The organism is Pseudomonas sp. FJ2-5-13, from assembly GCF_029201605.1.
GTDB classification, from domain to species: Bacteria; Pseudomonadota; Gammaproteobacteria; order Pseudomonadales; family Pseudomonadaceae; genus Aquipseudomonas; species Aquipseudomonas lactis.
Map to the genome: position 1 here is coordinate 5,633,916 of NZ_CP104045.1, position 25,913 is coordinate 5,659,828.

Sequence of the window (25,913 nt, forward strand, 5' to 3'; positions counted from 1 at the left end):
GATATGAGATTGTCCCGCTTTTTCACCGACACCCCGCTGAGCCTCGGTGATCACGAATTGCCCGAAGCCCAGGCGCATTACATCAGCCGTGTGTTGCGCATGACTGAGGGCGATGCCGTGCAATTGTTCGACGGCTCTGGCCAGGAATTTCGTGGCACCTTGCTGGAAGTCGGTAAAAAACGCGTCACCGTGCAACTCACGGAAAGCTTTGCCGGCCAGGCCGAATCTCCCTTGCATATTCACCTCGGCCAGGGCCTGTCCCGGGGCGAGCGCATGGATTGGGCGATCCAGAAAGCCACTGAATTGGGCGTCAACGCGATCACACCGATCTTCAGCGACCGCTGCGAAGTACGCCTCAAGGACGAACGCGCCGACAAGCGTTTGCTGCACTGGCGCCAGGTAGCAATCAGCGCGTGCGAGCAATGTGGGCGTTCAACGGTGCCGGTGATTCACCCACCGCTCTTGCTGGCAGACTGGCTCAAGCAAACCGAGGCGGACTTGAAGCTGGTGCTGCACCCGGTGGCAGAGCCGATGATCAGCCACGCCAAGCCCTCCAGCCTGGCGTTCTTGATCGGCCCCGAAGGTGGGCTGACCGACAATGAAGTCGAGACCGCCCAGGGCGCCGGCTACCATGCCGCCCGCCTCGGCCCGCGGGTGTTGCGTACCGAGACCGCGCCCGTCGTCGCATTATCCGTCGCCCAACAACTCTGGGGCGACTTCTAACCTCACCCTGTAAACCCAATCAACTGTGGGAGCTTGCTTGCCTGCTCCCACCGTTTTATCGGGTTACCCCAGGCTTACTCCACTGGGTCACTCACTGGCTTGGCGATGATCGCCTTCAACTCGCTGGTCATTGGGAACTCCAGGTTCAAGCCCTTGGGCGGAATCGGCTGCTCAAACCAGCGTTGGTAAATCCCGTTGATCTCTCCCGAGCGGTACAGATCGCCCAGGGTTTGGTTGACCACCGCCAGAAACTGCGGGTCATCCTTGCGCACCATGCAGCTGTAGATTTCCCGTGATTGCTCCTCGCCCACCACCACCCAATGATGCGGGTCCTTGGCCTTGGCGCGCTCGCCGTAGAGCAATGCGTCGTCCATATAGAACGCTACGGCCCGGCCAGTCTCGAGCATCTTGAACGCTTCGCCATGGTCCTTGGCACTGATCACGAACATATTGGCTTTGTGTTCAGCGTTATAACTTTTGAGGAAGCGCTCATTGGTGGTGCCGGCGGTGGTCACCACATTCTTGCCCGCAAGGTCGGCAAAGCCTTTGACCCCGCTGTCCTTGGCCGTGAGCAACTGGCCCTTTACGTAGATAAACCCGTAGGAGAACGCCACCTGCTTCTGCCGTTCAGCCGTCACGCCGGTGGAGCCGCACTCCAAATCCACAGTGCCGTTCTGCACCAGTGGGATCCGGGTTTGGGACGTCACCAGGTTGTATTTCACCTTGAGGTCGCCCACTGCGGTTTTCTGCTGGATACGCTCGACAATCTTGTTTGCCAGATCCACCGAGTAACCCATCGGTTTGCCACTGCTATCCCCCACGTAGGAAAACGGCACCGACGCATCGCGATAGCCCAGGGTGATGGACTTGGCGCTGGCGATCTTGCTCAACGTGCCCTCCAGCGGCGCTTCGGTTGCATGGGCCTGTGCGCTCAACAAAAGCCCCAGCGCGCAGCCGGTCAACAGGATCTTTTTCATTGTTATTCTCCGTTGGTCTTTGAGGTTATTTACGTACTGCTATCACGCTGATTTCCACCAGCACATTCGGTCGTGCCAGTTCTGCCTGCAGGGTGGTGCGCGTGGGCGCCATGCCTGGCGAGAGCCATGCGGACCAGACTTCATTCATCGGTGCAAAACCGGTACCGATGTCCTTCAGGTAAATCGTCGCGTTGAGTAAATGGTCCTTATCGCTGCCCGCCTCGGCCAGCAGCGTGTCGATCCTGGCCAGCACTTCGCGGGTCTGGGTGGCCACATCCAGGCCGTCGCCGGGGACCTGGCCCGAAAGAAACACCAGGTCCTTGAACGTCACGGCACCGCTGAGTCGTTCGTTGCTATTAATTCGGGTGATGGTCATGGCTGCATCCTCAAGCGGCGCGGGGCGTCAGGCCCTGCATATCAATGGAAGGGGTGCGCTGGTCGATCAACTCGGCCAGCAGTCGGCCGCTGCCGCAGGCCAGGGTAAAGCCAAGGGCACCGTGGCCCAGGTTCAGCCACAGGTTGCGATAGCGGCTGGCACCAATCAGCGGCACGCCCGTTGGCGTGGCCGGGCGCATGCCAGCCCATTCGAGCGCGTGTGCGTAGTCAGCTGCATGGGGAAATGTCTCTACTGCCTGGCGCTTCATCAACGCCAGACGCGAAGGCTCAAGGCCGGCATCGAATCCCACAATATCCACCATGGCCGCGACCCGAAGTTGCTCACCGAGACGCGCGTAGACGATCTTGCGGTCGTAGTCGGTGATGCTCACGTTCGGCGCCTGGTGTTGCGGGCCAATCGGCACGCTCAGGCTGTAGCCCTTGAGCGGATATACGGGCAGTGACAGCCCCGGCAGTGCCAACTCAGCGCTGCGATAACCGGCCGCGAGCACCAACTGCTCGACCGGCATTACCTCGTCACCCAGTTCGATGGCCTGTACCGCACCGCCAGCATGGCGCAACCCGGTGACCTTGCGCCCGAGCAAGAACCGGCAACGCCCCGACGCGTCAAGACGGGCCGCCAACTGCCGGCAAAAAGCGTGGCAATCCCCCACCTCCTCATTCGGCGTATAGATGCCACCGACAAAGCCACCGTCCGCCAATGCGGGCTCCAGGCGAGCGCACTCAACAGACGACAACACCTGTTGCTGCAGGAAATTTGTGACCTTGGCGCGCGCATGTTCAAAGGTGCTGGCGCTGCGAAACATCACCAGCTTGCCGTTGCGCCGCCAGTCGAAGCCGCCCAGGCGATCATCCTCGCGCCACTGCTGTAACGTGCTCTGACTCAGGGTAGCCAGGCGCAGAAGATGGGCACCGTTACGCGTGTTGACCGAACCTCGGCAAGCGCCGATAAAGGCCGCCATCCAGCGCCATTGCTGTGGGTCGAGGCGGGGTCGCAACTTCAAGGGCGAGTCGCCCCGCAGCAACCACCCGATTGCCTGCAAGGGCACGCCCGCGTCGGCCAGCGGCGCAACATAACGATAAGACAGTTGCCCACCGTTGGCGAAACTGGTTTCGCTGCCCAAGGTGCCACGGGCATCGATCAGTGTGACCTCATGGCCAGCCCGCACCAACGCATAAGCGCTGGCCAAGCCGATAACCCCACCGCCGATGATGCAAACCTGCCTGGCCATCCCAGCCCCCAACCGTTGATTAAGAGCGCTCAGCGTAGAGCCAGGTGACAGGTCACCGACAATGAATAAAGATGGCTCACCTATAAACAAAGGTTATGGGACTCGCCATGCGCTTGCGTCATATCGAAATCTTCCAGGCCATCCGTCAGACCGGCTCCATCAGTGCCGCCGCGCAGTTGCTGCACGTCTCGCAACCGGCGGTGACCAAAGTGCTGCAGCACGCCGAGCTGCAGTTGGGCTTTGCGTTATTCCTGCGGGTACGGGGTAAATTGCAACCCACCCCGGAAGCCCTGGCGCTGGAACGCGAAGTCGAGAAAGTCAGCGCAAGCCTGCAAGGCGTGCGGCGCCTGGCGAAAAGTTTGCGCCGCGAACCGGGACAAAGCATTCGCATCGGCGCAATCCCGGCGCTGGCGCTGGCGCTGCTACCGCCGGCGGTCCTGGAATGGAAGCGCGATTACCCGGACATTGCCTGTGAACTGTCCAGTGACCATAGCCACGAGCTGGTGCAAAAGCTGTTGATGCGCGAGATCGACCTGGCGCTGACGCTCAACTTTTCCGGGCATCCGGGGCTTACCACTCAAGTACTGGCCAACGGCGTGCTGGTGGCATTGGCGTCCAAAGGCTATTGGCCGGACGCCGAACAGCATCAGCCCCTGCCGTTGGCCGAACTGGCCGGTGCGCCCTTGATCGGCCTCTCCAGCGCTGACCCGCTGGCCGCCAAGCTGGAGAGTTATCTGGAAAGCGTCGACCCGCCACCACGAGTGACGATCTCGGTGCAGACCTACTCACTGGCCCGCGCGATGGTCGAATCCGGCGCGGGCCTGACCGTGATCGATCCGTTCACAGCATTGGGTGCTTCAACGGCCACCACCCATATCCGAACGCTCACCCCGCCGCTGCCGATTACCCTCTACGCGCTGACCCGTGCCAACGAACCTCCACCGCATATGCTGGCCAAGTTGCTAGAGATTTTTGGTAGCCGCGCCCAGGTGTTACTGGAACGCCTTTAAGTGTGGGAGCCGGGCTTGCCCCCTCCCACAATCAGAGCACGTAATGCATGATCGCCACGAAATGCAGCAGGCTGCCGCCAATCACAAACAAATGCCAGATGCCATGGGAATGGCGCAAGCGATCCTCCAGGGCAAAAAAGATAATGCCTACGGTGTACAGCACCCCACCGGACGCCAACCAGATAAAACCGGCCGTGCCCAGCGCCGCCATCAGTGGCTTGACCGCCACCAGGACGATCCAGCCCATCACGGCGTAGATCACGATGGACAGAATCCGCGCCTCCGAGCGCGGCTTGATCTCCTGCAGGATGCCGATCACCGCCAGCCCCCACACAATCCCGAACAGCGTCCAGCCCCACGGCCCGCGCAGGGTCACCAGGCAGAACGGTGTGTAGCTGCCGGCGATCAACAGGTAAATGGAAAAGTGATCGACCTTCTGCATGATCGCTTTTCGCCGGCCCCGCACGCTGTGGTACACCGTTGACGCGCTGTACAGCACCATCAGGGTAAAGCCATAAATCGCCACGCTGACGATCTTCCAGGGGCTGCCGTCCAGGCTCGCCACCACCAACATCCACACGGCGCCAATACAGGCCGCGACTGCACCGAGCAAATGGCTCCAGGCGTTGAATCGTTCCCCGTGGTACATCTGTCACTGACCTCCCGTCACCCTCAAGAACAGGCGGACAAGCGTCCAGCCTTGCGCATCAGAGTGCAAGCGGCACGTGACGTTCCGGCGACGACGGCGGCGTTTACGGGCACAATCGAGTGCAATCGAACAAGAGCCCACGGCCATGCTGATCGACGAAGAATTCACCCTCAAGAAACTGGAGATCTTCCTGGCGTTCATGCGCACCGGCAATCTGGCCCGCGCGGCCGCCGAGTTGCAAACCAGCAATGTCAGCGTGCACCGCGCCATTCACTCCCTGGAAAATGCCCTGCGCTGCCCGCTGTTCAAACACGAAGGGCGCAACCTCACCCCGCTGGAAAGCGCCTACGTGCTCGAAGAGCGTGCGCAGAAACTGGTGGCTGATGTGGTCGACAGCGTGCGCCTGACCCGCGAAGCCGCTGGGTTCTCGGCCGAACGTTTCAAGCTCGGCTCGCTGTATTCGCTCACGGTCAAGACCGTGCCGCAATTGATCATGGGCCTGAAAATCCGGCGCAGCGAACTCAATATCGACCTGATCCTGGGCTCCAACTTCGACCTGCTCTACAAGCTCAAGAACATGGAAGTGGACGCGATCCTCATCTCCCTCGACGAACACGCCCACGACCCCGACTGTGAGCAGATCGCGCTGTTCAGCGATGACATCTTCCTCGCCACCCCGGCCGACTCGCCCCTGGACCGCAATCAGGAAATCGACCTGGCCGACGTGCGCGATGCCACCTTCATCACCCTCACCCAGGGCTTCGCCACGCATCAGGACGGCAACCGAGTGTTCCATCAGGCAGGGTTCGAACCGAAGGTGGCGATGCAGGTGAACGATATCTTCACCTTGCTGAGCATGGTCAGTTCAGGGGTGGGTTATGCGCTGCTGCCCGGGCGGATCGCGGCGGTGTATGAGAACCGCGTGAAGCTGATACCGCTGCAGCCCAGGTATCGGTTGCAGCAGCAGATCGGTGTGGTGTTTTTGAAAGCCAAAGAGCGCGATCCGAACTTGCTGGCGTTGTTGGCGGAGTGTCGGATGTATGCCAATCGCCAGGTTTGAGGCCGCCATCGCACAACTTCGGCACGACGCTAAACCTGTGGCGAGGGAGCTTGCTCCCGTGACGATTAGACAGCCGATGCCAATCTACCAGACACCCCACGATCCAACTGTGGGAGCTGGCTTGCCTGCGAAGACGGCCTAACAGTCAACACAGCTGGATTGTGTACATATCCATTCCTGCGGTAACGGCTACTTAGGGTTCCGCCCTGACGGCGGCTCACTTTTGAAAAGCGCAAAAGTAAGCAAAACGCTCTTGCCCCACCACTCGGCACCTCGCTTGGGCTCGGTGTGCCCGTAATTCGTCAGTGATTTGGGGCGCCGCCGCCACGCGCCATCCATGGCGCGGGGCGGCTAAACCGGCATCCCTGCCGGTTTACCCCCCAAATCCCTGTCGAATTCCGGCCAGCGTGGTTTGACGGGGCGCCTAAGATCAAGAGCAGATCAAGATCAAGAGCGGCTCGCTTCGCATCGTGGTTACCGTTGAGCGCTACAGAGTTGTGTAGATACCTATGCTGCGATGAGGCCCGACCTGTCAGCCCACCAACCCACGCATCAGCAAAAACAACAACGACGGCCCCAGCAAGCACCCCAGCGCCGTATAGAACGCCGCCGTCAAACACCCATAAGGCACCAGCTTCGGATCAGTCGCCGCCAAGCCGCCCGCCACGCCGCTGGAGGTGCCCATCAAGCCACCGAAGATCACCGCGCTACGTGGATTGTTCAGCCCGATCAGCGGCGCCACGAACGGCGTCATCACCATCACCAGAATGGCCTTGATCAACCCTGCGGCAATGGACAGCGCCATCACCTCGGAGCTGGCCCCAATCGCCGCGCCGGTCACCGGGCCGACGATATAGGTCACGGCCCCGGCGCCGATGGTGGTGAGGCTCACCGCATCGGTGTACCCGAACGCCATCGCCACCCCTACCCCGGCAACGAACGACGAGCCCACACCGACAAACAGCGCCAACACACCCACGAAGCCCGCACGTTTGAGCTCATCGACACTCACGCCAAACGCCGTGGCGACAATGGCAAAGTCCCGCAGCATCGCACCACCGAGCAGGCCGATGCCCGACAACAGCGGAATATCCACCACGCCCTTGGAACCACCGGTAAACGCACCGCCCACATACGACAGCGCCAACCCCAGCAGAATGGCAATGGCCGAACCATGCAGGCGGCCCTTGGTGAAGGTATCGGAGATCCAATAGGACACCCACATGGTCAGGCCGATCACGGCAAAACCGCTGATCAAGCCGTAGCCGGTGATCACTTTCATCATCGATTCGTACATGGCGATCACCCGGCTTCTTTGGTGGGAACAGGAGCAACCGGCTCGCGGTTACCGATACGCACCAGCACGGGCACCAGGGCAAAGCCGAGCACCACGGCGAGGGTCCCGGCCAGAATCGCCATCGGCCCACCGCTGATGGCGCCATACACGTTTTGCTGGGCAGCCATCGCCACCACAATCGGGATATACACCGCCGCCCAGAAACTCACGCCTTGCTCTGACTTGCCAGTAAACAGGCCGCGTTTGCTCAGGTAGCTGCCCAGGCCGATCAACAGCAGCATGGCGATACCCACCCCGCCGACGTTGGCCGGGATACCCAGCAGCTTGCCCAGCAGTTCACCTACAAACAGCCCTGCCAACGTGCAGAACGCCAAAAAAGCCACACCGTAGATAATCATGGTTGTTGTCCTCAAAGTGCTCGTTCGAAATTGTTGTTTTTGTGCTTCGAAAGCCTTGGGTATTGCGTTATCGGCGGCGGCGTTCCTCCTCTTGCAGCAGAGCCTGCAAGGTGTCCAGGCGGGCGCCTTCGCAGGCGATCACCGTGCCTTGTTCAAAAACACGGCGTGACAGACCGGTGAGCACCGCACCCGGAGGCAGTTCGATTTGCAGGCGCACACCGCGCTCGTAGGCGCTTTGCACCGTGCCGCGCCAATCGACGACGCGGCACATATTGAAGGCCAGGTCGTCACGCAGGTGTTCGGGGTTGTGGATAGGTCGCGCGCGGGTGCTGCTCAGGTAGGTGATACGCGGCGCCTTGAGCGGGACGAAGGCTTGCAACAGTGCCTGGGCGGGTTGCTCCAGCAACGGGCAATGGGACGGCACGCTGACGGCCAGGCGCTTGGCGACGCCGTTGCCTTTGATGCGCTCGGCAACCCGCTTCATCGCCTCGTTGCTGCCGGCGATGACGGTCTGGTTGTCGGCATTGATATTGGCCAGGTACACCGGCATTTGTGGGCTGTGGATATCCGCCAGCAAGGCCTCGACGCTGGACAGATCAGGGCCGATCAGCGCGGTCATGCCATAGCCCTGTGGATAAGCCTGCTGCATCAGTTCGCCACGCAGGCTGACCAGTTTTATCGCATCAGCGAAGTCCAAGGAGCCGGCGATCACCGCGGCTGGGTAGGCGCCAATGGACAGGCCCGCCACATAATCCGGCGTGCACGCCAATCGTCGGGCATGGGCCACGCCGGCGATCAACAGGCACAGTTGCACAGCCCGCGTCGATTCCAGCGCCTGCGCCGAGTCGAGCAGACGAACGTCTTCACCCAGGGCATCACTGGCCTCTTGCACAATGTCGGCCGGCAACCCCTGGAGCATGCCGCTGCGTTGGGCCCCCTGCCCCGGAAACACCAGAAGGCTGCTCATGCCACGGCCTGCCAAGGGTCGAGCACAAGGTGCGCACCGCTGACGGTCTTGAGCAGTACACGGCGTGAGGGGCCGGCCCATTCGCGCAAGGCGACGGCGCCGAAAGGGGTTTGCAGTTGCAGGTCGACGGCGCAGGGCGCGGTGTCCAGGACCGCCAACAACGCTTGCGCCTCGCTACGAGCCAAAGGATTGGGCGTGCACAGAATCAAATCCAGGTCACTGTTGGCATGCAGCGCTTCAATGCCACTGGCCAATTCAAACCCGGCACTGCCACTGACGCCCCAGTCTTGCTGCGCCAGCACCGGGCGCAGTTGATCGAGGGCCCGCAGCGCCGGTAAATCCCTTGGTGAGGGCACGTCTCGCAAAGCTTGCGGCGCCACCCGCCGTTGCACTGCCGCAATGGGCAACTGGGCGGCAAAACGCTGCTCACGCAAACGCCCACGCACACCGACCGCCACGTGGCCCGGCTCGGCGATGGCGCGCCGCACCACCACCGGATGCCCGGCACGGATCGCATCCCGCGCCCAGGCCGGGGCATCGGCAGGCAGATGCGCCAGGGTCATGCCCCAGAGCAAGTCGTGGGCGTTCACCATTGCTCCCGCAACAGCTGGCGCACGTGGCTGGAGGCAGCCCGGTTGGTCGCGCCGAGGCGTGAGCTCAAGTCGGTACTGCCGATATCCTTGACCGCCTGCACCAGGCAATCGCGAACCCGCGCCACGTCATCCGCCGTGGGTTGTTCAATCTGGGTGACTGTCAGCGTCTCCCACAGCAAACCCAGGCTGGCATAGCTGTCGATGTCATAGGCCATCGGCGGCACGCTGGCGGCCAGGGCTTCCAATTCTTCGACGCTGCGCAAGGTCACCCGTGCCGCCGAGGCTTTGCCCATGGCATGCACCATCACGCCAGGATCGCGCAGGGCGATCAGGCGATTGGCCTGGTAGCCGTGGGCCAGGAACGCGCCCGACATGGCCTTGCCCACCAGCAGGGCGATCACCGGGTGGCCGGCAAGCCGAGCGCGAGCGTAGCTGTCAGCGGCAGCGGCCAGGGCCTGATGAATGCCAAGGGCTTCTTCGCGACGGCCATAGGCTTGGCTGGGTACGTCGACGATAGCGATGATGGGACGCTTGTCACCCCGGGCGATGGCTTCGTCCACCGCCTTGGCCAAGCCCCAGCCTTCCAGCAGGCCGACTTCACCATTACGGGCACGGGGGAAGCGGTTGTGCGGGTCGGGAACCACGGCGATATAGCGCACCGCCTGTTCACCCAATACTCCGTCCGCCACTTTCAATGAGCCCGGCAAACCCTCAACGGGCGTTGCGTTGGTGCTCAATGCGTTGAACCACTGCAAGCCTCTCATGAGCGTTCTCCCTGATACAGCGCGCGAACCGCGCCGGGCTCGATCTGCGCCGTGGCGTCCAGTTCGGCCAGGCGCGCCAGGTAGAAATCAGCGCGTCGGCTGCGAGGTTGTGCGGGCACACCTTGCTGCAACAGTGCGCTGACGGTCTGCTGGATCTGCGCCACATCGTCCGCCACATAACGGTCGGCCAAGCCACTGTTGAAGCGCTGCTCGCCACCGGTAAGGCTCCAGATAAAAGGCCGGTCGCGGGAGTCGTACTCCTCCAGGCCCGCCTCCTGTTCGATCACCTGCGGGCCATTCAAGCCCAGGCGTGCTTCGCGAGTGACCACCAGGTAACTGCACAAGCCAGCCGCGATGGACATACCCCCAAAGCAACCGACACTGCCGGCCACCACGCCGATCACCGGCTGGTATTGGCGCAGGTCGACAATCGCCGCGTGAATATCGGCAATGGCGGCCAGACCCAGGTTGGCTTCCTGCAAACGTACGCCGCCCGTTTCCAGCAGTAGCACCGCGCAGGTGGGGATGCCGTTGCGGTTGTCTTCGGCGGCCAGTTCCAAGGCGCCCGCGATTTTTGCGCCGCCGACTTCACCCAGGCTGCCGCCCTGGAAGTTGCCTTCAATCGCGGCAATCACCACAGGCTTGGCGCCGATGCTGCCCTTGGCGATGACCACACCGTCATCGGCTTGGGGCACTACGCCTTGGCGGCTGAGCCACGGCGACATGACCCGCTGGAACGGGTCGATCAACTCGCGGAAGGTGCCCGCATCCAACAGCGCCTTGGCGCGCTGCCGAGCACCGAGCTCCACAAAGCTGTGTTTGACGAGTAAGTCAGTCATGGCCGATCTCCTCGAAACCTTGCTCCAGACGCAAGCGCACTACGCCGGGCGTGGCACCGAAGTCGTGGATATCAATGTTCAGGGCCGGCGGCGTCTGCTCCTGGAAGATGCGTTCGAACAGGTGCTGCCAGCGTTGCTGCGCGCCATTGACTGAGGTTTGCACCTGAATGGTCAGGGTGCCGGGCGTGCCCGGCTCCAGCAGCACTTCCAGGTCGCCCGAGCCGACGCAACCCACCAGCGCACGGCCTTTGGGGGGCTGCCCGGCGGGGAATTCAAAGGACAAGGTTTCCATCACAACGCTCCGTCGAGGCGGTCGATAAACAGGCAGGCGGCCAACAGGTCGGCGGCGCCACCGGGGGAGGCATTCAAGGCCAGCAGTTGCAGGTCCAGCTCATGCAATTGGCGGCGCCCCGCGAGGGTTGCGCTGCCACCGGCGTCGAGCACGGCCTGGGCGCCCTGTTGCATGGCGGCCAAGCCTTCGGTACCGGCGCGGTAGAGTACGCAGGTGTCTGCCAGGTCCGTCATGATCGCCAGCAAGGCATCCAGACGGGCGTTCTGTTCACCGGCATTTTCGCGGCGGCTTTTGTGCAGCTGCGGCAGGCCGCGTTGGATTACCGAGGGGAAGCCGAGCTGCGCTTCTTCACGGGCACCGCGTGCACCATAACGCTGGGCAACCTGGGCGCCATGACTCATGGGCTGCGGTGCGTAACGGTCGTTGAGCAGGGCCAGTTTGGCGGCGGTCAGGGTTACGGCACGGGGTTCCAAGGCCGCCGCAGCGGTGAGCAACCCCAGCGCCCAGATCGCACCGCGATGGGTGTTCACGCCCTGGGTGGTGGCGAGCATGGCCTGCTCGCCTTCCCGGCCAATACGCCCGAGCGCTTCGCGCAACGGCAGGCCGACTTCGCCGATGTCGAGCGCAGCCTCGGCCATTTCCTTGAACATCGGCCACAGTGACAGCGCCGAAGCGTGCATCAGCCCCAGGTGCAAATCGCTGTGGGCACCATTGCCACGCCGGTCCACCAGCGCAGGCTTGGGCGACAGGTCGGCTTCATCGATCAGCGCATCGACGGCCATATCCGCGAGGCGATCGGCGAGGCTGAGTTCATGCAGTTTGAGCGCGCGCATTTACCAGCTCCTGAACTTGGCGGGCGGGTTGTACAGGCCACCAGACCACTCCACCAGATCGGCCACGCTCTTGGCGGCCAACAACTCGCGGGTGGCGTCGGTGCGGCGAATACCCAAGTCTTCGGGCAAGGCAATCAAGCCTTCGCGACGCATGCGCGCAGTGTCCTTGGGGTTGTGGCGCATGCCGATGGCGGTCACCCCGGCGACGGCGGCGATCATCGCCTGGCGTTCTTCCAGGGAGCGCGCCTTGTACAGGTAGGCGATGCCTTCTTCGGTGAGCAAATGGGTGACGTCGTCACCGTAGATCATGATCGGTGCCAGGGGCATGCCGCTTTTGCGCGCCACTTCCACCGCGTCCAGGGTGTCGACAAAGGTCGGTTTGCCGCCCTCCTGAAAGGTCTCGACCATCTGCACCACCAGTTTTTTGCCGCGTTCAAGCAGGGCTTCTGGCGCATCGTCGTGGCGCATATCCAACCAGGCTGGGGTGCCATGACGGCGGCCGCGTGGGTCGTGGCCCATGTTCGGCGCGCCACCAAAACCGGCGAGGCGGCCACGGGTCACGGTGCTGGAATGCCCGTCGCCATCCACTTGCAGGGTGGCGCCGATAAACAGGTCCACGGCGTACTGGCCGGCGAGTTGACAGAACATGCGGTTGGAGCGCATCGAACCATCGCGGCCGGTGAAGAACACATCCGGGCGAGCGGCGATGTAGTTTTCCATGCCCAGTTCGGTGCCGAAGCAATGCACACTCTCCACCCAACCGCTCTCAATCGCCGGGATCAATGTGGGGTGCGGGTTGAGGGTCCAGTTGCGGCAGATCTTGCCTTTCAGACCCAGGGATTCGCCGTAGGTGGGCAGGATCAATTCGATGGCGGCGGTGTTGAAGCCGATGCCATGGTTGAGCGACTGCACATTGTGTTTTTCGTAGATGCCACGGATCGCCATCATCGCCATCAGCACATGCACCGGCTTGATATGGCGTGGGTCGCGGGTGAACAGCGGTTCGATGTAGAACGGCTTGTCGGCCACCACCACGAAATCCACCCAGCTTGCGGGGATGTCGACACGGGGCAAGTCGGTGACGTCATCCACCAACTGGTTGACCTGCACAATGACGATGCCATCGCTGAAGGCAGCAGGCTCGATCAACGCCGGGGTGTCTTCGGTGCTGGCGCCGGTGTAGATGTTGCCGGCGCGGTCAGCCATGAAGCCGGCAGAGAGCACCACGTTGGGGATCAAGTCCACCACCAGCCGTGCGTAGAGTTCGATGTAGGTGTGGATCGCGCCGATTTCCAGCAGGCCGTCTTCCAGCAACTGGCTGATGCGCAGGGATTGGGTGCCGGCGAAAGAGAAATCCAGCTTGCGGGCGATGCCCTTTTCAAACAGGTCCAGGTGCTCGGAACGGCCCACGCTGGGCATGATCATGTGCAAATCGTGGAGCTTGGCCGGGTCGGCCTTGGCCAGGGAGCGCGAGAGGAAATCGGCCTGCTTCTGGTTGTTGCCCTCCAGCACCACGCGGTCGCCGGGGAGGATCAAGGCTTCAAGGGCCTCGACGATCTTGTCACTGGGCAACACTGCCCCGTCTGCGTATTTTTTGACCAGCCCGAGCCGCCGCTGCTTCTCGTCGCGCCGCCGCGTCCAGCGCGAGTCGGGGGTGATGGTTGTTGTCATGGTCGCTCCACGGGGTTTGCTGTCGTGGGCTGTACCTTAGGAGCGAATGTGGAGAGGCATCAATCAAGCTTGGTGCTGGATCGTTACGGCTGGAGTAACGGTGCAGCGCCACGCCTGCGGTAATACAGCGATGTGCTCAATATCGAGCAAGCCACCAGACTATTTAACGTCAGTATCCAACCCGGTGCCTTGGACCATACCGAGGCAAGCGTCCCTACATAGAGCACCAACAGCACAACAAGTATGAGAAATAGACCCAGTCCGACCGACTCTCCCCATTTAGCGAATTTGTTACGGCACTCAAGCAGCACAATGCTCAAAAAGGTGAACAAGAAGGTAATAAGCATGATTCCAAGCGCATGATCAGTTGCCACTATGCGGCCAGAGAGCTTCGAAATAAGGAAAAGAAAAATCATGGACAGAGAGGACAGCCATAACCAAACAAAGGCGTAATCAAGAATGTTGAACAACGCCCGTTTGAACTTCAACGCCTCGACCGCGTTCGGCTTTGTCACGAGTGCAACAGCCAGCAGACCGGACCCCAGCCCTCCAAGGGTCATGATGATGAAGTTGTTTAAAACGTTAATTGTGTCTTCGGGAACACCGATCAACTGGATAAGCAGTAGGATAATCACTGCACCTACAGTGGAAATCATGGCCCCCCATAGCGCACCACGCCCCTCAGCCAATGACCTGACTGCGGACGCTGTTGCGGTCACTGTCAGGACCCATAAGATCAAAGCGCCGGTAACCATGTTGTAGAGAAATGAAAAACTGTTGCCTACTGCGCCAAGAAATTCCATCACGCCCACATCACTCCATCCCTAAAACTGATTCCTCCTTATCGGCCGTAGCACATAAAGCTTGATGTGGGAGCTGGCTTGCCTGCGATGGCGGACTGTCAGTCAACATCTCAGTAGCTGACCTACCGCCATCGCAGCATAGGTATCTACACAATTTTGGTGCGACGCTGAACCTGTGGCGAGGGAGCTTGCTCCCGTGACAGCCTGACAGCCGGCGCTGATCTATCTGACGCACCGCAATCCAACTGTGGGAGCGGGCTTGCTCGCGAAGGCGGCCTGACAGGCGACACAGTTGGACCGTGTACATATCCATTGCTGCGGTAACGGCGACTTAGGGTTCCGCTCTGACAGCGGGTCACTTTTGGAAAAGAGCCCCAAAAGTAACCAAAAGGGCTCTTGCCCCACCACTCGGCACCTCGCCTAGGCTCGGTGTACCCGTAATCCGCCAGTGATTTGGGGGGCCGCCGCCACGCGCCATTCATGGCGCGGGGCGGCTAAACCGGCATCCCTGCCGGTTTACCCCCCAAATCCCTGTCGAATTCCGGCCAGCGTGGTTTAACGGGGCGCCTAAGATCAAAAGCAGATCAAGAGCGACTCGCTTCGCATCGTGGTTACCGTCTGCTGTTACAACCCACAAAGTTGTGTAGATACCTATGGCCGCAGGCAAGCCAGCTCCCACATGGGTCGGTGGTGTTGGTTAGATAGCGGTCCCAAAGAGGGAATGATCAGTCCCTTTTTGGGACCGTTTCAAGTTGCTGGCGATGGGCTGATTTGCTCCAGCGCTCTATCGACCAACAACTGACCCAGCTCGGCCATTTGCTGAATTCCCAGCATGATGGCGCGCTGGGAAGTGTCCAAGTCGAAGGCCAGGTTGCAGGTGAGCGCATTGAGCGAGGACAGGGTTTCGCTGGCATTGACCAGCAGGGTTTCGGTGTCTTGGTGGGGGTTTACGGTGAAGAGCGGTGGATTGGGCGTAGGTTTGACCATGATTTACAGCTCCGATATGTGATGGAGGCTGCCCTCTCTCCGCTTGCACGCGAATGAAGGTGGCAGCTGTACGCAGGTGTGCAAGACCGGGCATATCGGACCCCGGCAGACTCCGAAGAATCTCCCACGCACAGCCGCCATAACGAGTACAGCAGGCATAAAAAACGCCCGTCGAATGGCTATGGGCGTTGGTGCGCCGACATGTAACCGGACTTGCACGTCCGTGTCACCGTTTTTTGCGATGACGGAGCGAAGACTAGGCGCGATGATCAATCACAACAAGTTCATGCACAGCCCGACATCTTGCAGGAAAAATCTGAACGCTAGCTCCTCACAACACCATCATCACCCTGACCTTCCCCAGGCCCTCCAGCGCATAACTGTGGTACTCATACACTTCTCCCTGAATAACCAGATGCAGGGTGCCGCCCTCATTATTGACTTGAACATCGGGCTCTTTTGTTTTGAGAAAAGGAGGTGCAGACACTAATGCGCTGAGTATTTCCTGATCACTTCCCAAATCCTTATGCACGTAGTACCTGTAGGAAAACCCCACCGTCGCGCCACCTTGGCCATCTCGCGCACCATAGATCGACATACCGTTGCCCAGGGAATGCTTCAACACCACTTCATCCAGGTCCGGTGTTCCGGGCGACAGGACCCAACTGCCGCCGATATAGAGCAGGCAGATCACAAGCAGGCAATTACGCAGAACAGGTATGAGGCGCTTAGTGGCCTTGCGAAATGGCATATTCGATACCTCTTCTTATCCAATATTGATCCCGTGGGTCGTCACCAAAAGGCTCACCGCCCCACCATGATCCAAAATCCGGACGAGTCGTTCTGGCGACGGTTTGAGCCACACCGGCGGCTCGCAGCAACACATTTTCGGGAATGCCCAGCACCGTGCCTGTGGCACCGTAATTGAAGTTACCAAAAGCTTCGTACTGACGCCCCTGCTTCTTGTAGTTCCAAGGGCCGGCCGCACGGACCTGGGAGTAAAACCAGGAATAGGCGAATGCCGAGCCGGGCTTGAGATGAATGCGCTTGCAGTTGGATATCGCCATGTTTTCAAGAATTGAAACACCGGGCGGCATTAACGGTACGGCCATTTGCGAGTCCTTGCTGGCAGTGAGGAGTGCAGAAACTAGCCACTCCACTGCGACCTGAAAACCCGCCTATTCCCAATTCAGAACTCGCCTACAGCAACTCCACCCTATTCCGACATATCGCCGATTATTTGCAAGCTCTGCGTGGATTGATTGAGACATGAAGATGAGCGCTGCTCAGCGTGGGAGCTGGCTTGCCTGCGATAGCGGTAGGTCAGCTACTGAGATGTTGACTGACAGGCCGCTATCGCAGGCAAGCCAGCTCCCACAGTAGATCTTCATAGGGCTCAGGATCAGGCCAGGCCGGACTCCACCAACAACGCTTCAAGCCCCATCAAATCCGGCACCTTCGCCACCTGCTCGCCCACTTGCACCGCCGCCAGTTCCAGCGGGCACAGGGGCACGTCCACGTAGCTCAATTCGCTATCGAGCTTGTACGAGCGCGGAATGCCCTGGATCACCAGGGCAATGAATTTCAACGTCGGTCGCCCGCCCAGTGCGTTCAACACCACGATGCGTGAGCGTTCACCCGTCATGCTGGCTTCTCCGCAGGCCGCTTCAAAGCTGATCAACGGAATCTGCCGATCGCGCCACGTAACCTGCCGCAGGTACCACGGCGGTGCATCGCTGGCCGGCTCGCCGCGCTGGAAGTCGATCAGCTCGGCCACGGCAACGTTGGGCAGCACCAGGTGGCGGTCGGCCAGGGGCAGCAGCAGGCCGGTGAGTTGGCTGGTGCGGTGCTCAAGCATGGGACTTGCTCCAGTAGGCAATGCTTTCCAGCAGCACCGACTCTTGGTACGGCTTGCCGAGGTAGTCGTTGACGCCAATGGCCATGGCGCGGTCGCGGTGTTTCTGGCCGGTGCGTGAGGTGATCATGATGATCGGCAAGCGCATCAGGCGTGGGTCGTTGCGTATCTGAATGGCTACTTCGAAGCCGTCCATGCGCGGCATTTCGATGTCGAGCAGCATCAAGTCCGGGGTGTGTTCTTCCAGGATGGCAAGGGCGTCGATCCCGTCCTTGGCGGTGAGCACGTTCATGCCGTTGCGCTCCAGCAGGCGGCTGGTGACTTTGCGTACGGTGACCGAGTCGTCCACCACCAGTACCAGCAGCGGGCGTTTTTTCAGCGGGTCGTTGAGGATCAGCGGAGCATCCACCGCCTGGGCCGGCAAGGCCGGTTGCCGGGCGCGGATGTGCGCCAGCAGGTCGATGATCAGCACCACATGGCCGTCGCCCAGGATGGTCGCGCCGGTCACGCCCTGCACCCCGGAGAACTGCGGCCCCAGGCCCTTGACCACAATCTCGCGGGTACCGGCCATGGCATCCACATGCACCGCCACGCGGCGCTCATTGCAGTGCACCAGCAGCACCGGCACCGGCTGGTATTGGCCCAGCAGTTTCGGGCGGCTGGCGGTGTGCAGCAGGTCGCCTAAGTAGAACAACTCGTAGCGCTGGCCGGCGTATTCATAGTGCGGCGGGTCTTGCTGGTAGTGCCCGGCCAATTCGTGGGGCAGCACGCGCACCAGGCCTTCGATGGTGTTGAGAGGGATCGCGTATTGGTCGTCCGCGCAGTGCACCATCAGCGCACGATTGACCGACACGGTAAACGGCAGGCGAATGCGAAAATGCACGCCCATGCCCGGCGTCGAGTCGATCACCATGGAGCCGCCGAGCTGGCGCACTTCTTCATGCACCACGTCCATGCCCACGCCGCGCCCGGAAATCTGGGTGATTTTTTCGGCGGTGGAAAAGCCCGGCTGCAGGATGAACTGCAACACGTCACGGTCGCTCATCTCTTGATGGGGCGCGAGCAAGCCGCGCTTGATTGCCTTGCGCCGCACCGCTTCAAGGGGCACACCCGCGCCGTCGTCGCGCATGTCGAAGACGATGTCGCCGCCTTCGTGGGTCAGGTCCAGGGTGATGCGGCCCTTCTCCGGTTTGCCCGCCGCCAGCCGCACTTCGCGCGACTCCAGGCCGTGGTCGACAGCGTTGCGCAGCATATGCTCCAAGGGTGCCGCCATGCGCTCCAGCACATTGCGGTCCATCTCGCCTTCGGCATTGCCGACGATGAACTCCACGTCTTTGCCTAATTCGCCCGCCACTTGCCGCACGATGCGCTTGAGGCGTGGCAACATGCGCTCGAAAGGCACCATGCGCGTGCGCATCAGGCCTTCCTGCAATTCGGTGTTGATGCGCGCCTGTTGCTGCAGCAGGTTGTGGGCATCCTGGTTGCGGCGCTCGAGGGTGTCCTTGAGGTCGAGCAGGTCGGAGGCGGATTCGGACAGCGCACGGGCCAGCTGTTGCAGCTGCGAATGGCGGTCCATTTCCAGCGGGTCGAATTCTTCGTAGCCCAGGCGTTCGGCCTCGGCTTGCTGGCGGCTCAGGAGGCGGCCCTGGGTTTCGCTGTCGAGCCGGCGCAGCTGGTCGCGCATGCGCTCGATGGTGGTTTCCATCTCATTCAAGGCAATGCGCGCATCCTTGACTTGCTGCTCGATACGCCCACGGAAGATCGAGGTTTCACCGGCGAGGTTGACCAGGTCATCGAGCAAGTCAGCAGAGATTTTCACCATGTCGGCAGCCGGATCGGCGACCGCTTCGGCCTTGCCCGCTGGCAGTGCCACGGGTGTAACCGGCTCATCACTGGGGTGCACCAGGCTCTTGATGCGCTCGATCAGTTTATCCACCGAGCCCACCGGCAACCCCTCGGCCACGGCGTCGATCATTTGCGCCAGGCGGTCATGGCAGCCTTGCAGCAGAGCGAACAACTCAGGGGTCGGCGCGAGCAAACCGGCGGACAGCCCTTCGTAGAGAAATTCCAGCTCATGGGCCAGATCGCCGATTGGCCCGATCTCGACCATGCGTGCGCCGCCTTTGAGGGTGTGCAGGTCACGCAGCAGGGTTTCCACTTCCTGGCGATTGCCCGGCTCGGCCTGCCAGCGCACTAACGCGCTGCCTGAACTGTCGAGGATATCGGCGGCTTCTTCGAGGAAGATATCCAGCAATTCCGGGTCGGTACCCGAGGCTGGCGTCACAGCGGCCGGCGCTGCAGGGCTGCTGGCCTGGCGCAACTCCCGTAGCCTTTCGACCAACTCGGCGCCGTCACTCAAGGGTTGCTGCTGTTGCAGCTCGTCCAACTGTTGGGCCAAGCGCTCATGGCTGGCCATCAGTGCCTGGGACAGCTCCACGGAATAGCTGTAGCGGCGGTCCACCAGCCCCTCATAAACGCATTCGAGCTCGTAGGCCAAGTCGCCCACGGGGTCGATTTCGGCCATGCGTGCACCGCCCTTGAGGGTGTGCAGGTCCCGCTGCAACGAGGACAAGGGCGCGGCGTTTTCGGGTTCCAGCAGCCAGCGCTTGAGCGACTGGCCGGCGCTGTCGAGGATGTCTACGGCCTCTTCAAGGAAGATCTCGACAATTTCGTCGTCCATCGCCGTTGCGTGATCCAGCTGCGCAGTGGCCGCGCCCAACTCGGCGATACTCAGGGTGCGGCTGCCGTCGCTTTTGATCAGCCCTGTGGCGGACGGGTCCAGTGCTTCATCGAGCAACTCGCGCAATGCCTGCAGCCGTGCGGGCGCGGGGCTGATTTCCTGGCCGGCGGCCAACTGGTCGAGCATGTTGATCAGCGCGTCATGGGCCTGTTCGGCCTCCTGGAAGAAGCGTGCGCTGACCGCCAGGCTGCTTTCTTCCACCGCGCCATAGAGGTCGAGCAAGGCTTCGCACAACGCGTCGATAGGGTGCAGGTCGGCAAGGTGCGCGCCCTCGCCCAGGGTGGTCAGCTCGTCCAGCAACGCCGTGAGTTCCTGACGGTCGCCGGGGTGTTGCTGCCAGCGACGCAGCAGGCTTTCGGCGTCGAGCAGGATGTCCATGCCCTGGGCCAGAAAGTTGGTGATCAAGTGCGGGTCACGCTTGACGCGCAGGCCGGTCGTGGGCGCGTCGAGCAAGGCGGCGAGTTGATGGTCCAGCAGGCGTTGGGTGCGGCTGATCAGGTCGGCGGCGCCGTTGATCGGCGCCAGGGGATGGGTGTTCAGGTCTCGCAGGCCGCGCTGGAACAGACCTTGTGCTTCAAGTAGCAACGCCACTTCGTCCTTGCCCAGCGGCAGGCGGTGGGCCTTGTATTCACGGGTGAGGTGATCCAGCGGGCGCGCCAGTTCGGCGATGGGCAATACGCCGGCCATGTAGGCGCTGCCCTTGAGGGTGTGCAAGGCGCGTTGCAGTTCATCGCTGACCTGCAGCGGCATCTGCTCGGCGGCCTGTTGCAGGAAGTACTCGAGGCTGTCCAGATGGCCTTGGGCTTCGTTGCGGAAGATCTCCAGCAGCATCGGGTCATGGGGCTCGGTGGCCGACGTGACGGCGCCACTGGCCAGGGCATGGGCTCGGGCGGCCAAGGCATCGACCTCATCGCGCTGGCGTTGGTCGTCGCTGGCAAAATCGGCGATCAGCTCCGGCAGCAGGGCCACGGCCTCATCCAATACCTGCTGCACCTCAGGGCCGAGGGCTACGCTGCGTTCCAGCACGCGATTAAGCAGGTTCTCCACGGCCCAGGCCAGCTCGGCCAGCACCAGGGCGCGCACCATGCGGCCGCTGCCCTTGAGGGTATGGAAGGCGCGGCGCATTTCGCCCTGGGCGGTTTTGTCCGCGCTGTCGGGCAGGTAGCGATGCAGCACGTCGAGGACTTCATCGGTTTCTTCCAGGAAGACTTCGCGCAGTTCATCGTCAATCGGTTCTTCACCGGCCGGCGGCGGCAACAAGCTGCCGGGACGCTGCAAGGCCGGAGGGTTGAGACGTGAGGTTGGGCTCGCCAGCGCGTCGAATTGGGACTGGCTGGGTGCGGCCTCGGACAGTGCCCCCTCGGGCGCGGCCAGCGCCTGGCGCCAGGGTTTTTCCGCCGGCAGGTAGCCCAATGCATTCAAGCCCTGGGTGGCCAGTTCCAGCACTTTTTCGCCCGCCGCGTCAGGGTCTTGAAGCATGCGTTCGAGGTAGTACTCCAGGCTGCTGACCACCTCGGCGAAATGCCCCAGCTGTGCCGCCGAAGGCGCGGCGTCATTGACCATCAACTGCTCATCGACGTAGTCGGTGCAACCGCGCATCAAACTCGCCGCGCGCGGCAAAGGAATCATCGCCAGGGCACCGCGTACCTGGCTCAACAGCTCGGGCAAGGACTCCAGGCGCTGACGGTCCCAGTCGGCCTCGATGCAGTCGATCACCAGCTCCTTGGCTTGGCGCAGGCACTGGCACGACTCGCGAATCACCAGCTGGTGAATCTGGGTCAGGTCGGTGGTGGGCAAGCGGCTGTCTTCACGGCTTTGCGGTTCGACGGTGCCGATCATCCCGGCCAGCGTCGCTTCGACATACAGCAACGCGCCGGCCACATCCATCAACACCGCGTCATTAGGTTCGCGCTGCCCCTGGACCAGGCTCAACACCACGGCGAGTTGGTCGATGATCACTTTGCGCGGCTGGCCGAAACCCAGCACCGCGAGGGTATCGGCGATCTGCCGCAACGGCGCCAGCAAGGGGTCGAGGTCCTGGGTGTGCTGGCGATCACTGCGCACGAACAGATCCAGGCGTTCCTTAACCCGCACCAGCTCCTCACACAACGCCCCGAGTACCGAGCCCATGGCATTGCGATCCGGCCCAGCCAGCCGCGCACGTTCAGCATCGACCACGGCGCTGTCGGGCAAGGCTTCGTCCAAGCCGTAGCGCTCCTTCAGGCTTTGCATGCGCGGCGTCGGCCGGGTGACTTTGGCGACGTAGAACAGCAGGCTCTTGAGCAACTCATCCGGCGCCGGCTGGTTGATGCCATTGACGCCTTGAACCAGCAAGCGCTTGAGTTGTTTATCGCTGGCCTTGAGCAGGCTGCGCAACGCCGGGCTGTTGGCGACCACGCCGGTGAGCATGCCTTCGACCAGCGCCGAGGTGACCTGCCACAACGGCAACAGCGGCGCGCCCTGGCACAGCGCTTCGAGGCGTGCGAACACCCGGGCCATGTCTTCCAGGTTGCTGGGGCCGTGGTCTTCACGCAGCAACCCGGCAAGGGCTTGTTGCAGCAGGTGGCGCCATTGGCGCAACTGCTCATGCAGATCCGGCGTTGCCCGTTGGGCCAGGGCTTGCTCAGGCAACGGCTCGATCAATAGTAGTTGCGGGCTGAACAGGCTGGTTTCCGATAGCAGGCTTTCACCACGGGCACTGCGCAAGTCGTTGAGCAGCGGCAGCACCACCAGCGGCAAGTCGCGGCGGGCACTGTGCACGCGGTCGAGGTACAGCGGCAGTTGGCCGAGGGCTTGTTGCAGCAGGCGGATACTTTCATCGCGCTGGCCGACGTGCCCGGCCTGGAGCGCCAGGGCCAGTTCCTCGATCTCTTCGGCCAACAGCGCCGCGCCGTAGAACTCGACCATTTGCAGCGCGCCATGCACCTGGTGGATACCGGCCAGGCATTCGTTGAGGGCGTCGTCGTCATGGGTTTCAACGTACGCGTCCAGGGCCGACCGGGCCTGCTTCAGGGTTTCGGCAATATCGCCCTTGACCCATTCGAGGGCCACGTAGTCGTGCCGATCAACCATAACTGCTCCGCTTAGAATTCATGAGTTGCTGGTATCGCACAAACAATGGAGATCCAATGTGGGAGCTGGCTTGCCTGCGATAGCGGTGGGTCAGCACTATATCTGTATCTGACAGACCGCTATCGCAGGCAAGCCAGCTCCCACAGTTGGACTGTGGTGTTGTTCAGGTCGTATTTCAATCGTCCACCTGCTTGGGCGGCGGCAAGGTGAAACCCGACACCGACCTGCGCAACTGGCTGGCCATCTTCGCCAGGTTACCAATGCTTTCGGCGGTGGCGGTGGAACCCGACGAAGTCTGGGTGGTGATCTGCTGGATCACGTTCATGGTCAGGGAAATCTGCCCCGCCGATGAGGTCTGTTGCTGCGCCGCGTTGTAAATGCTCTGGATCAGCGCCGCCAGGGTTTTGGACACGCCTTCGATCTCTTCCAGTGCCACCCCGGCGTCCTGGGCCAGGCGCGCGCCGCGCACCACTTCGGTGGTGGTCTGTTCCATGGAGATCACCGCTTCGTTGGTGTCGGCCTGGATGGTGCGTACCAGGGTTTCGATCTGCCGGGTGGCCGCCGAGGAGCGTTCGGCCAGCCGTTGCACTTCATCGGCCACCACCGCAAAGCCGCGCCCGGCGTCACCGGCCATGCTGGCCTGGATCGCGGCGTTGAGGGCGAGGATGTTGGTCTGGTCGGCGATGTCGTCGATCAGGCTGATGATGTCGCCAATTTCCTGGGACGACTCGCCCAGGCGCTTGATGCGCTTGGCGGTGTCCTGGATCTGTTCGCGAATGTTGTCCATGCCGTGGATGGTGTTGTGCACCACCTCGTTGCCTTTGTTGGCGATCTCCACCGAACGCTCAGCCACCGCCGAGGATTCGGCCGCGTTGGCCGATACCTGATCGATGGACTGCGCCATCTGGTTGATGGCGGTAGACGCTTCGGCAATCTGCTGGGCCTGATGCTCCGACGCCTGGGCCAGGTGCATCGCGGTAGCCTGGGTGTCCTGCACCGCGCCGGCGACCTGCCCGGCGGTGAGGTTGATGGTGGCGACCAGGTCGCGCAGTTGGTCCACGGAATAGTTGATGGAGTCTGCGATGGTGCCGGTAAAGTCTTCGGTGACTGAGGCGGTGACGGTAAGGTCGCCGTCGGCCAGGTCTTCGATTTCATCCAGCAGGCGCATGATCGCGTTCTGGTTGCGCTCGTTCTTCTGCGCGGTTTCATGCAGTTGGCGGTTGGTCTCGCGCACCATGACCAGACCGATCAGGATGATCGAGGCCAGCGCCAGCAAGCCCAGCACGTAACCGCCGATGGTGTCCAAACTGCGCCCGCTGGCGAGGTTTTCAAAACCGGTGGCCAGGTGCGAGGCTTCATCGAGCAGGGTTTGCGACAGGTTGAAAATATTGCTCGCCGAAGCGCGCACCTGGAACAACTGCGGCGAGGTCTCGAGAATTTCATCCACGGAACCGGAGACAAATTCGAACAGCTCGGCAATGTCCGCCAGCCGCGCCCGGGCGTCCGGGTCTTCGACCTGGGTGATACGCAGCCCCGGGTTGCCGTTGAGCATGCCATTGAGCACCACGCCAAAACGGTTGGCATCGCGGCCGAAAGCATCGGCGGCCTGCACCGCGGTTTCATCCCCCGCCAGCACGGTGTTGACCGCCCCCAGGATACGTTCGGCCAGCAGCGACTGGCGTTGGGCCAAGGCCACCTGGCTGGCCGGGGCGCCGCGTTGCAGCAGGCTATCGACGACCTTTTCCGACTCGATCTGCAGTTGCGGCACGGTTTCGGCCAGGGTCGCGGCCACTTGGTGCAACGACAACACGGTCTGCTCGCTGGCCAGGATGGCGTCGGTGTTTTTCAGCAGCGCCTCCCAGTCGGTCTGCACTGCCCGCATTTCGGCGCGTACCGCACTGGGCGCCGCCGGCAAGCCGGTTTGCGGGTCACCTTTTTTCAGGTAGCCCCAGCGCTGGGCAAAATCGTTGCGCGCATCGCCCAGCAGCTTGAACGCCGCCGCTTTCCCCGCGGCAGCCTCGGTGGCGTTCTTGGCAATGCGCTGGGACAGCACGCGCAGCTCACCGGCGTGGCCGATGTACTGTTTGTCGTAGGTGGACTGGGTGTTGAGGTACGCGAAGTTGGCGAACAGCAGCATGATGAACACGATCAAGGCGATAAACAGCACGATGATCTGCGAACGGCTGCGCGAAGCGGCCTGGGGTTTGGGCGTGGTAGCGGTGCTCATGCGGCGACATCCATGAAGCCAGGGGCCTGGGCCAGGGCGAAGGGGCTGAAGACTTGCCACAGCGGGTCGCCGTCGAATTGGCCCTGAATAAACGGCGCGCTCGAGGCGGTGCTCGCCACCCAGGCGTCCAATGGGAAATGCTGCATGCCTACCACCTCGTCTACCAGCAGCCCGACAAACAGGTCGTTGAACTCCACCACCAGCACCCGCCGTTGCTTGCGCGCCCTGGACAACTCAAGGCCCAGGAAACCGCCCAGGTCCATCACCGGCAGCAAGCGCCCGCGCAGGTTGGCCACGCCCTTGACCCAGGGCTTGACCCCCGGCATCAAGGTGCAACGTGGCTCATGCAACACCTCGGCGACCTCGCCCATGGGCGCCACGTAGGCGTTTGGCCCTACGCGAAAAGCGATGCCGCTCCAGCGTTGCAGGCGCGTTTCCTGGGACGGCAGGTCCGCGGCCAGCAAGCGGCAGCGGCGGTCGATGTCCAGCAGCAGCTCGAAGGCGGTTTGCGACTCGGTCATGATCGCA

Annotated in this window: 24 protein-coding genes; 3 read left to right on the forward strand and 21 right to left on the reverse strand. The window is 62.0% G+C overall.

The features are described from left to right. Window positions 1–3 precede the first annotated feature (3 nt). The gene (locus tag N2A98_RS25045; RefSeq protein WP_044271891.1) at window positions 4–723 is read left to right on the forward strand and encodes a 16S rRNA (uracil(1498)-N(3))-methyltransferase; all 720 of its coding nucleotides are present in this window, start codon (window positions 4–6) and stop codon (window positions 721–723) included. A 74-nt stretch (window positions 724–797) separates the two neighbouring features. Here the strand turns inward: N2A98_RS25045 and N2A98_RS25050 are convergent, their stop codons facing one another. From N2A98_RS25050 to N2A98_RS25060, 3 genes are read right to left on the reverse strand one after another with little or no spacing between them, the layout of a single operon-like run. After that, window positions 798–1,700 (reverse strand): transporter substrate-binding domain-containing protein, encoded by a 903-nt coding sequence (locus N2A98_RS25050; RefSeq protein WP_044271893.1) that lies wholly within the window; start codon window positions 1,698–1,700, stop codon window positions 798–800. A gap of 25 nt (window positions 1,701–1,725) precedes the next feature. Further along, window positions 1,726–2,076 carry a RidA family protein gene (locus tag N2A98_RS25055; protein ID WP_044271895.1) on the reverse strand — a complete coding sequence of 117 codons (351 nt, stop codon included), beginning with the start codon at window positions 2,074–2,076 and terminating at the stop codon, window positions 1,726–1,728. Window positions 2,077–2,086: 10 nt separating this feature from the next. Further along, window positions 2,087–3,328: a D-amino acid dehydrogenase gene (locus tag N2A98_RS25060; RefSeq protein ID WP_069557069.1), complete on the reverse strand. Its 1,242-nt coding sequence runs from the start codon at window positions 3,326–3,328 to the stop codon at window positions 2,087–2,089. Between the two features lie 107 nt (window positions 3,329–3,435). Here N2A98_RS25060 and N2A98_RS25065 point away from each other — a divergent pair, with 107 nt between their 5' ends. After that, window positions 3,436–4,338 carry a LysR family transcriptional regulator gene (locus tag N2A98_RS25065; RefSeq protein ID WP_044272113.1) on the forward strand — a complete coding sequence of 301 codons (903 nt, stop codon included), beginning with the start codon at window positions 3,436–3,438 and terminating at the stop codon, window positions 4,336–4,338. A gap of 31 nt (window positions 4,339–4,369) precedes the next feature. On the opposite strand, the gene N2A98_RS25070 is transcribed toward N2A98_RS25065, so the two are convergent. Further along, entirely contained in the window at window positions 4,370–4,987 is a 618-nt protein-coding gene (locus tag N2A98_RS25070) for a hemolysin III family protein (protein ID WP_003195019.1), read from the reverse strand. Between the two features lie 145 nt (window positions 4,988–5,132). Here N2A98_RS25070 and N2A98_RS25075 point away from each other — a divergent pair, with 145 nt between their 5' ends. Next, complete coding sequence (locus tag N2A98_RS25075; protein WP_032894764.1) at window positions 5,133–6,047, forward strand: LysR substrate-binding domain-containing protein; 915 nt, start codon at window positions 5,133–5,135, stop codon at window positions 6,045–6,047. Window positions 6,048–6,579: 532 nt separating this feature from the next. Here the strand turns inward: N2A98_RS25075 and madM are convergent. From madM to N2A98_RS25160, 17 genes are all read right to left on the reverse strand, one after another. Continuing rightward, the gene (gene madM / locus N2A98_RS25080; protein ID WP_032897715.1) at window positions 6,580–7,344 is read right to left on the reverse strand and encodes a malonate transporter subunit MadM; all 765 of its coding nucleotides are present in this window, start codon (window positions 7,342–7,344) and stop codon (window positions 6,580–6,582) included. Window positions 7,345–7,349: 5 nt separating this feature from the next. Continuing rightward, a complete protein-coding gene (gene madL, locus N2A98_RS25085; protein ID WP_032894763.1) occupies window positions 7,350–7,742 on the reverse strand; it encodes a malonate transporter subunit MadL in 393 nt (130 codons plus the stop codon). Between the two features lie 67 nt (window positions 7,743–7,809). Then, window positions 7,810–8,709, reverse strand: a complete 900-nt coding sequence (mdcH, locus tag N2A98_RS25090; RefSeq protein ID WP_275622772.1) for a malonate decarboxylase subunit epsilon — start codon at window positions 8,707–8,709, stop codon at window positions 7,810–7,812. Continuing rightward, a complete protein-coding gene (locus tag N2A98_RS25095) occupies window positions 8,706–9,302 on the reverse strand; it encodes a malonate decarboxylase holo-ACP synthase (RefSeq protein ID WP_069558955.1) in 597 nt (198 codons plus the stop codon). Before N2A98_RS25095 ends, mdcH begins: the two co-directional genes overlap by 4 nt. Next, on the reverse strand, window positions 9,296–10,066 hold the full coding sequence (gene mdcE / locus N2A98_RS25100; RefSeq protein ID WP_138762079.1) for a biotin-independent malonate decarboxylase subunit gamma: 771 nt from the start codon (window positions 10,064–10,066) through the stop codon (window positions 9,296–9,298). The genes N2A98_RS25095 and mdcE overlap by 7 nt, the downstream gene beginning before the upstream one ends. Next, window positions 10,063–10,905: a biotin-independent malonate decarboxylase subunit beta gene (locus N2A98_RS25105; protein ID WP_275622773.1), complete on the reverse strand. Its 843-nt coding sequence runs from the start codon at window positions 10,903–10,905 to the stop codon at window positions 10,063–10,065. The genes mdcE and N2A98_RS25105 overlap by 4 nt, the downstream gene beginning before the upstream one ends. Next, window positions 10,898–11,197: a malonate decarboxylase subunit delta gene (locus N2A98_RS25110; protein WP_014720312.1), complete on the reverse strand. Its 300-nt coding sequence runs from the start codon at window positions 11,195–11,197 to the stop codon at window positions 10,898–10,900. The genes N2A98_RS25105 and N2A98_RS25110 overlap by 8 nt, the downstream gene beginning before the upstream one ends. Beyond that, window positions 11,197–12,030: a triphosphoribosyl-dephospho-CoA synthase gene (locus N2A98_RS25115; protein ID WP_153474447.1), complete on the reverse strand. Its 834-nt coding sequence runs from the start codon at window positions 12,028–12,030 to the stop codon at window positions 11,197–11,199. Before N2A98_RS25115 ends, N2A98_RS25110 begins: the two co-directional genes overlap by 1 nt. Next, window positions 12,031–13,701, reverse strand: coding sequence for a malonate decarboxylase subunit alpha (gene mdcA / locus N2A98_RS25120; RefSeq protein WP_047711983.1), 1,671 nt, complete (start codon window positions 13,699–13,701; stop codon window positions 12,031–12,033). Between the two features lie 83 nt (window positions 13,702–13,784). Next, window positions 13,785–14,513 (reverse strand): hypothetical protein, encoded by a 729-nt coding sequence (locus tag N2A98_RS25125; protein ID WP_275622774.1) that lies wholly within the window; start codon window positions 14,511–14,513, stop codon window positions 13,785–13,787. Between the two features lie 738 nt (window positions 14,514–15,251). Beyond that, complete coding sequence (locus N2A98_RS25130; protein WP_003195043.1) at window positions 15,252–15,491, reverse strand: DUF6124 family protein; 240 nt, start codon at window positions 15,489–15,491, stop codon at window positions 15,252–15,254. 331 nt (window positions 15,492–15,822) lie between these two features. Beyond that, window positions 15,823–16,242: a hypothetical protein gene (locus N2A98_RS25135; RefSeq protein WP_003195044.1), complete on the reverse strand. Its 420-nt coding sequence runs from the start codon at window positions 16,240–16,242 to the stop codon at window positions 15,823–15,825. Next, window positions 16,220–16,603 carry a polymorphic toxin type 44 domain-containing protein gene (locus N2A98_RS25140; protein WP_044269533.1) on the reverse strand — a complete coding sequence of 128 codons (384 nt, stop codon included), beginning with the start codon at window positions 16,601–16,603 and terminating at the stop codon, window positions 16,220–16,222. Before N2A98_RS25140 ends, N2A98_RS25135 begins: the two co-directional genes overlap by 23 nt. Window positions 16,604–16,893: 290 nt before the next feature. Then, the gene (locus N2A98_RS25145) at window positions 16,894–17,349 is read right to left on the reverse strand and encodes a chemotaxis protein CheW (RefSeq protein WP_003195048.1); all 456 of its coding nucleotides are present in this window, start codon (window positions 17,347–17,349) and stop codon (window positions 16,894–16,896) included. Further along, window positions 17,342–23,158, reverse strand: coding sequence for an Hpt domain-containing protein (locus tag N2A98_RS25150; RefSeq protein ID WP_275622775.1), 5,817 nt, complete (start codon window positions 23,156–23,158; stop codon window positions 17,342–17,344). The genes N2A98_RS25145 and N2A98_RS25150 overlap by 8 nt, the downstream gene beginning before the upstream one ends. A 175-nt stretch (window positions 23,159–23,333) precedes the next feature. Next, a complete protein-coding gene (locus N2A98_RS25155; RefSeq protein ID WP_032894736.1) occupies window positions 23,334–25,385 on the reverse strand; it encodes a methyl-accepting chemotaxis protein in 2,052 nt (683 codons plus the stop codon). Next, complete coding sequence (locus tag N2A98_RS25160) at window positions 25,382–25,906, reverse strand: chemotaxis protein CheW (RefSeq protein ID WP_047711987.1); 525 nt, start codon at window positions 25,904–25,906, stop codon at window positions 25,382–25,384. The genes N2A98_RS25155 and N2A98_RS25160 overlap by 4 nt, the downstream gene beginning before the upstream one ends. Between the last annotated feature and the right edge of the window lie 7 nt (window positions 25,907–25,913).

Coding starts and splice junctions, on each gene's coding strand:
- N2A98_RS25145 (WP_003195048.1), bottom strand. CDS start 17,349: ATGCTTGAGCACCGCACCAGCCAACTCACCGGCCTGCTGCTGCCCCTG.
- mdcA (WP_047711983.1), bottom strand. CDS start 13,701: ATGACAACAACCATCACCCCCGACTCGCGCTGGACGCGGCGGCGCGAC.
- mdcE (WP_138762079.1), bottom strand. CDS start 10,066: ATGAGAGGCTTGCAGTGGTTCAACGCATTGAGCACCAACGCAACGCCC.
- N2A98_RS25155 (WP_032894736.1), bottom strand. CDS start 25,385: ATGAGCACCGCTACCACGCCCAAACCCCAGGCCGCTTCGCGCAGCCGT.
- N2A98_RS25140 (WP_044269533.1), bottom strand. CDS start 16,603: ATGGCCGTACCGTTAATGCCGCCCGGTGTTTCAATTCTTGAAAACATG.
- N2A98_RS25070 (WP_003195019.1), bottom strand. CDS start 4,987: ATGTACCACGGGGAACGATTCAACGCCTGGAGCCATTTGCTCGGTGCA.
- N2A98_RS25110 (WP_014720312.1), bottom strand. CDS start 11,197: ATGGAAACCTTGTCCTTTGAATTCCCCGCCGGGCAGCCCCCCAAAGGC.
- mdcH (WP_275622772.1), bottom strand. CDS start 8,709: ATGAGCAGCCTTCTGGTGTTTCCGGGGCAGGGGGCCCAACGCAGCGGC.
- N2A98_RS25115 (WP_153474447.1), bottom strand. CDS start 12,030: ATGCGCGCGCTCAAACTGCATGAACTCAGCCTCGCCGATCGCCTCGCG.
- madL (WP_032894763.1), bottom strand. CDS start 7,742: ATGATTATCTACGGTGTGGCTTTTTTGGCGTTCTGCACGTTGGCAGGG.
- N2A98_RS25055 (WP_044271895.1), bottom strand. CDS start 2,076: ATGACCATCACCCGAATTAATAGCAACGAACGACTCAGCGGTGCCGTG.
- N2A98_RS25075 (WP_032894764.1), top strand. CDS start 5,133: ATGCTGATCGACGAAGAATTCACCCTCAAGAAACTGGAGATCTTCCTG.
- N2A98_RS25060 (WP_069557069.1), bottom strand. CDS start 3,328: ATGGCCAGGCAGGTTTGCATCATCGGCGGTGGGGTTATCGGCTTGGCC.
- N2A98_RS25105 (WP_275622773.1), bottom strand. CDS start 10,905: ATGACTGACTTACTCGTCAAACACAGCTTTGTGGAGCTCGGTGCTCGG.
- madM (WP_032897715.1), bottom strand. CDS start 7,344: ATGTACGAATCGATGATGAAAGTGATCACCGGCTACGGCTTGATCAGC.
- N2A98_RS25045 (WP_044271891.1), top strand. CDS start 4: ATGAGATTGTCCCGCTTTTTCACCGACACCCCGCTGAGCCTCGGTGAT.
- N2A98_RS25160 (WP_047711987.1), bottom strand. CDS start 25,906: ATGACCGAGTCGCAAACCGCCTTCGAGCTGCTGCTGGACATCGACCGC.
- N2A98_RS25050 (WP_044271893.1), bottom strand. CDS start 1,700: ATGAAAAAGATCCTGTTGACCGGCTGCGCGCTGGGGCTTTTGTTGAGC.
- N2A98_RS25130 (WP_003195043.1), bottom strand. CDS start 15,491: ATGGTCAAACCTACGCCCAATCCACCGCTCTTCACCGTAAACCCCCAC.
- N2A98_RS25095 (WP_069558955.1), bottom strand. CDS start 9,302: ATGGTGAACGCCCACGACTTGCTCTGGGGCATGACCCTGGCGCATCTG.
- N2A98_RS25150 (WP_275622775.1), bottom strand. CDS start 23,158: ATGGTTGATCGGCACGACTACGTGGCCCTCGAATGGGTCAAGGGCGAT.
- N2A98_RS25135 (WP_003195044.1), bottom strand. CDS start 16,242: ATGCCATTTCGCAAGGCCACTAAGCGCCTCATACCTGTTCTGCGTAAT.
- N2A98_RS25065 (WP_044272113.1), top strand. CDS start 3,436: ATGCGCTTGCGTCATATCGAAATCTTCCAGGCCATCCGTCAGACCGGC.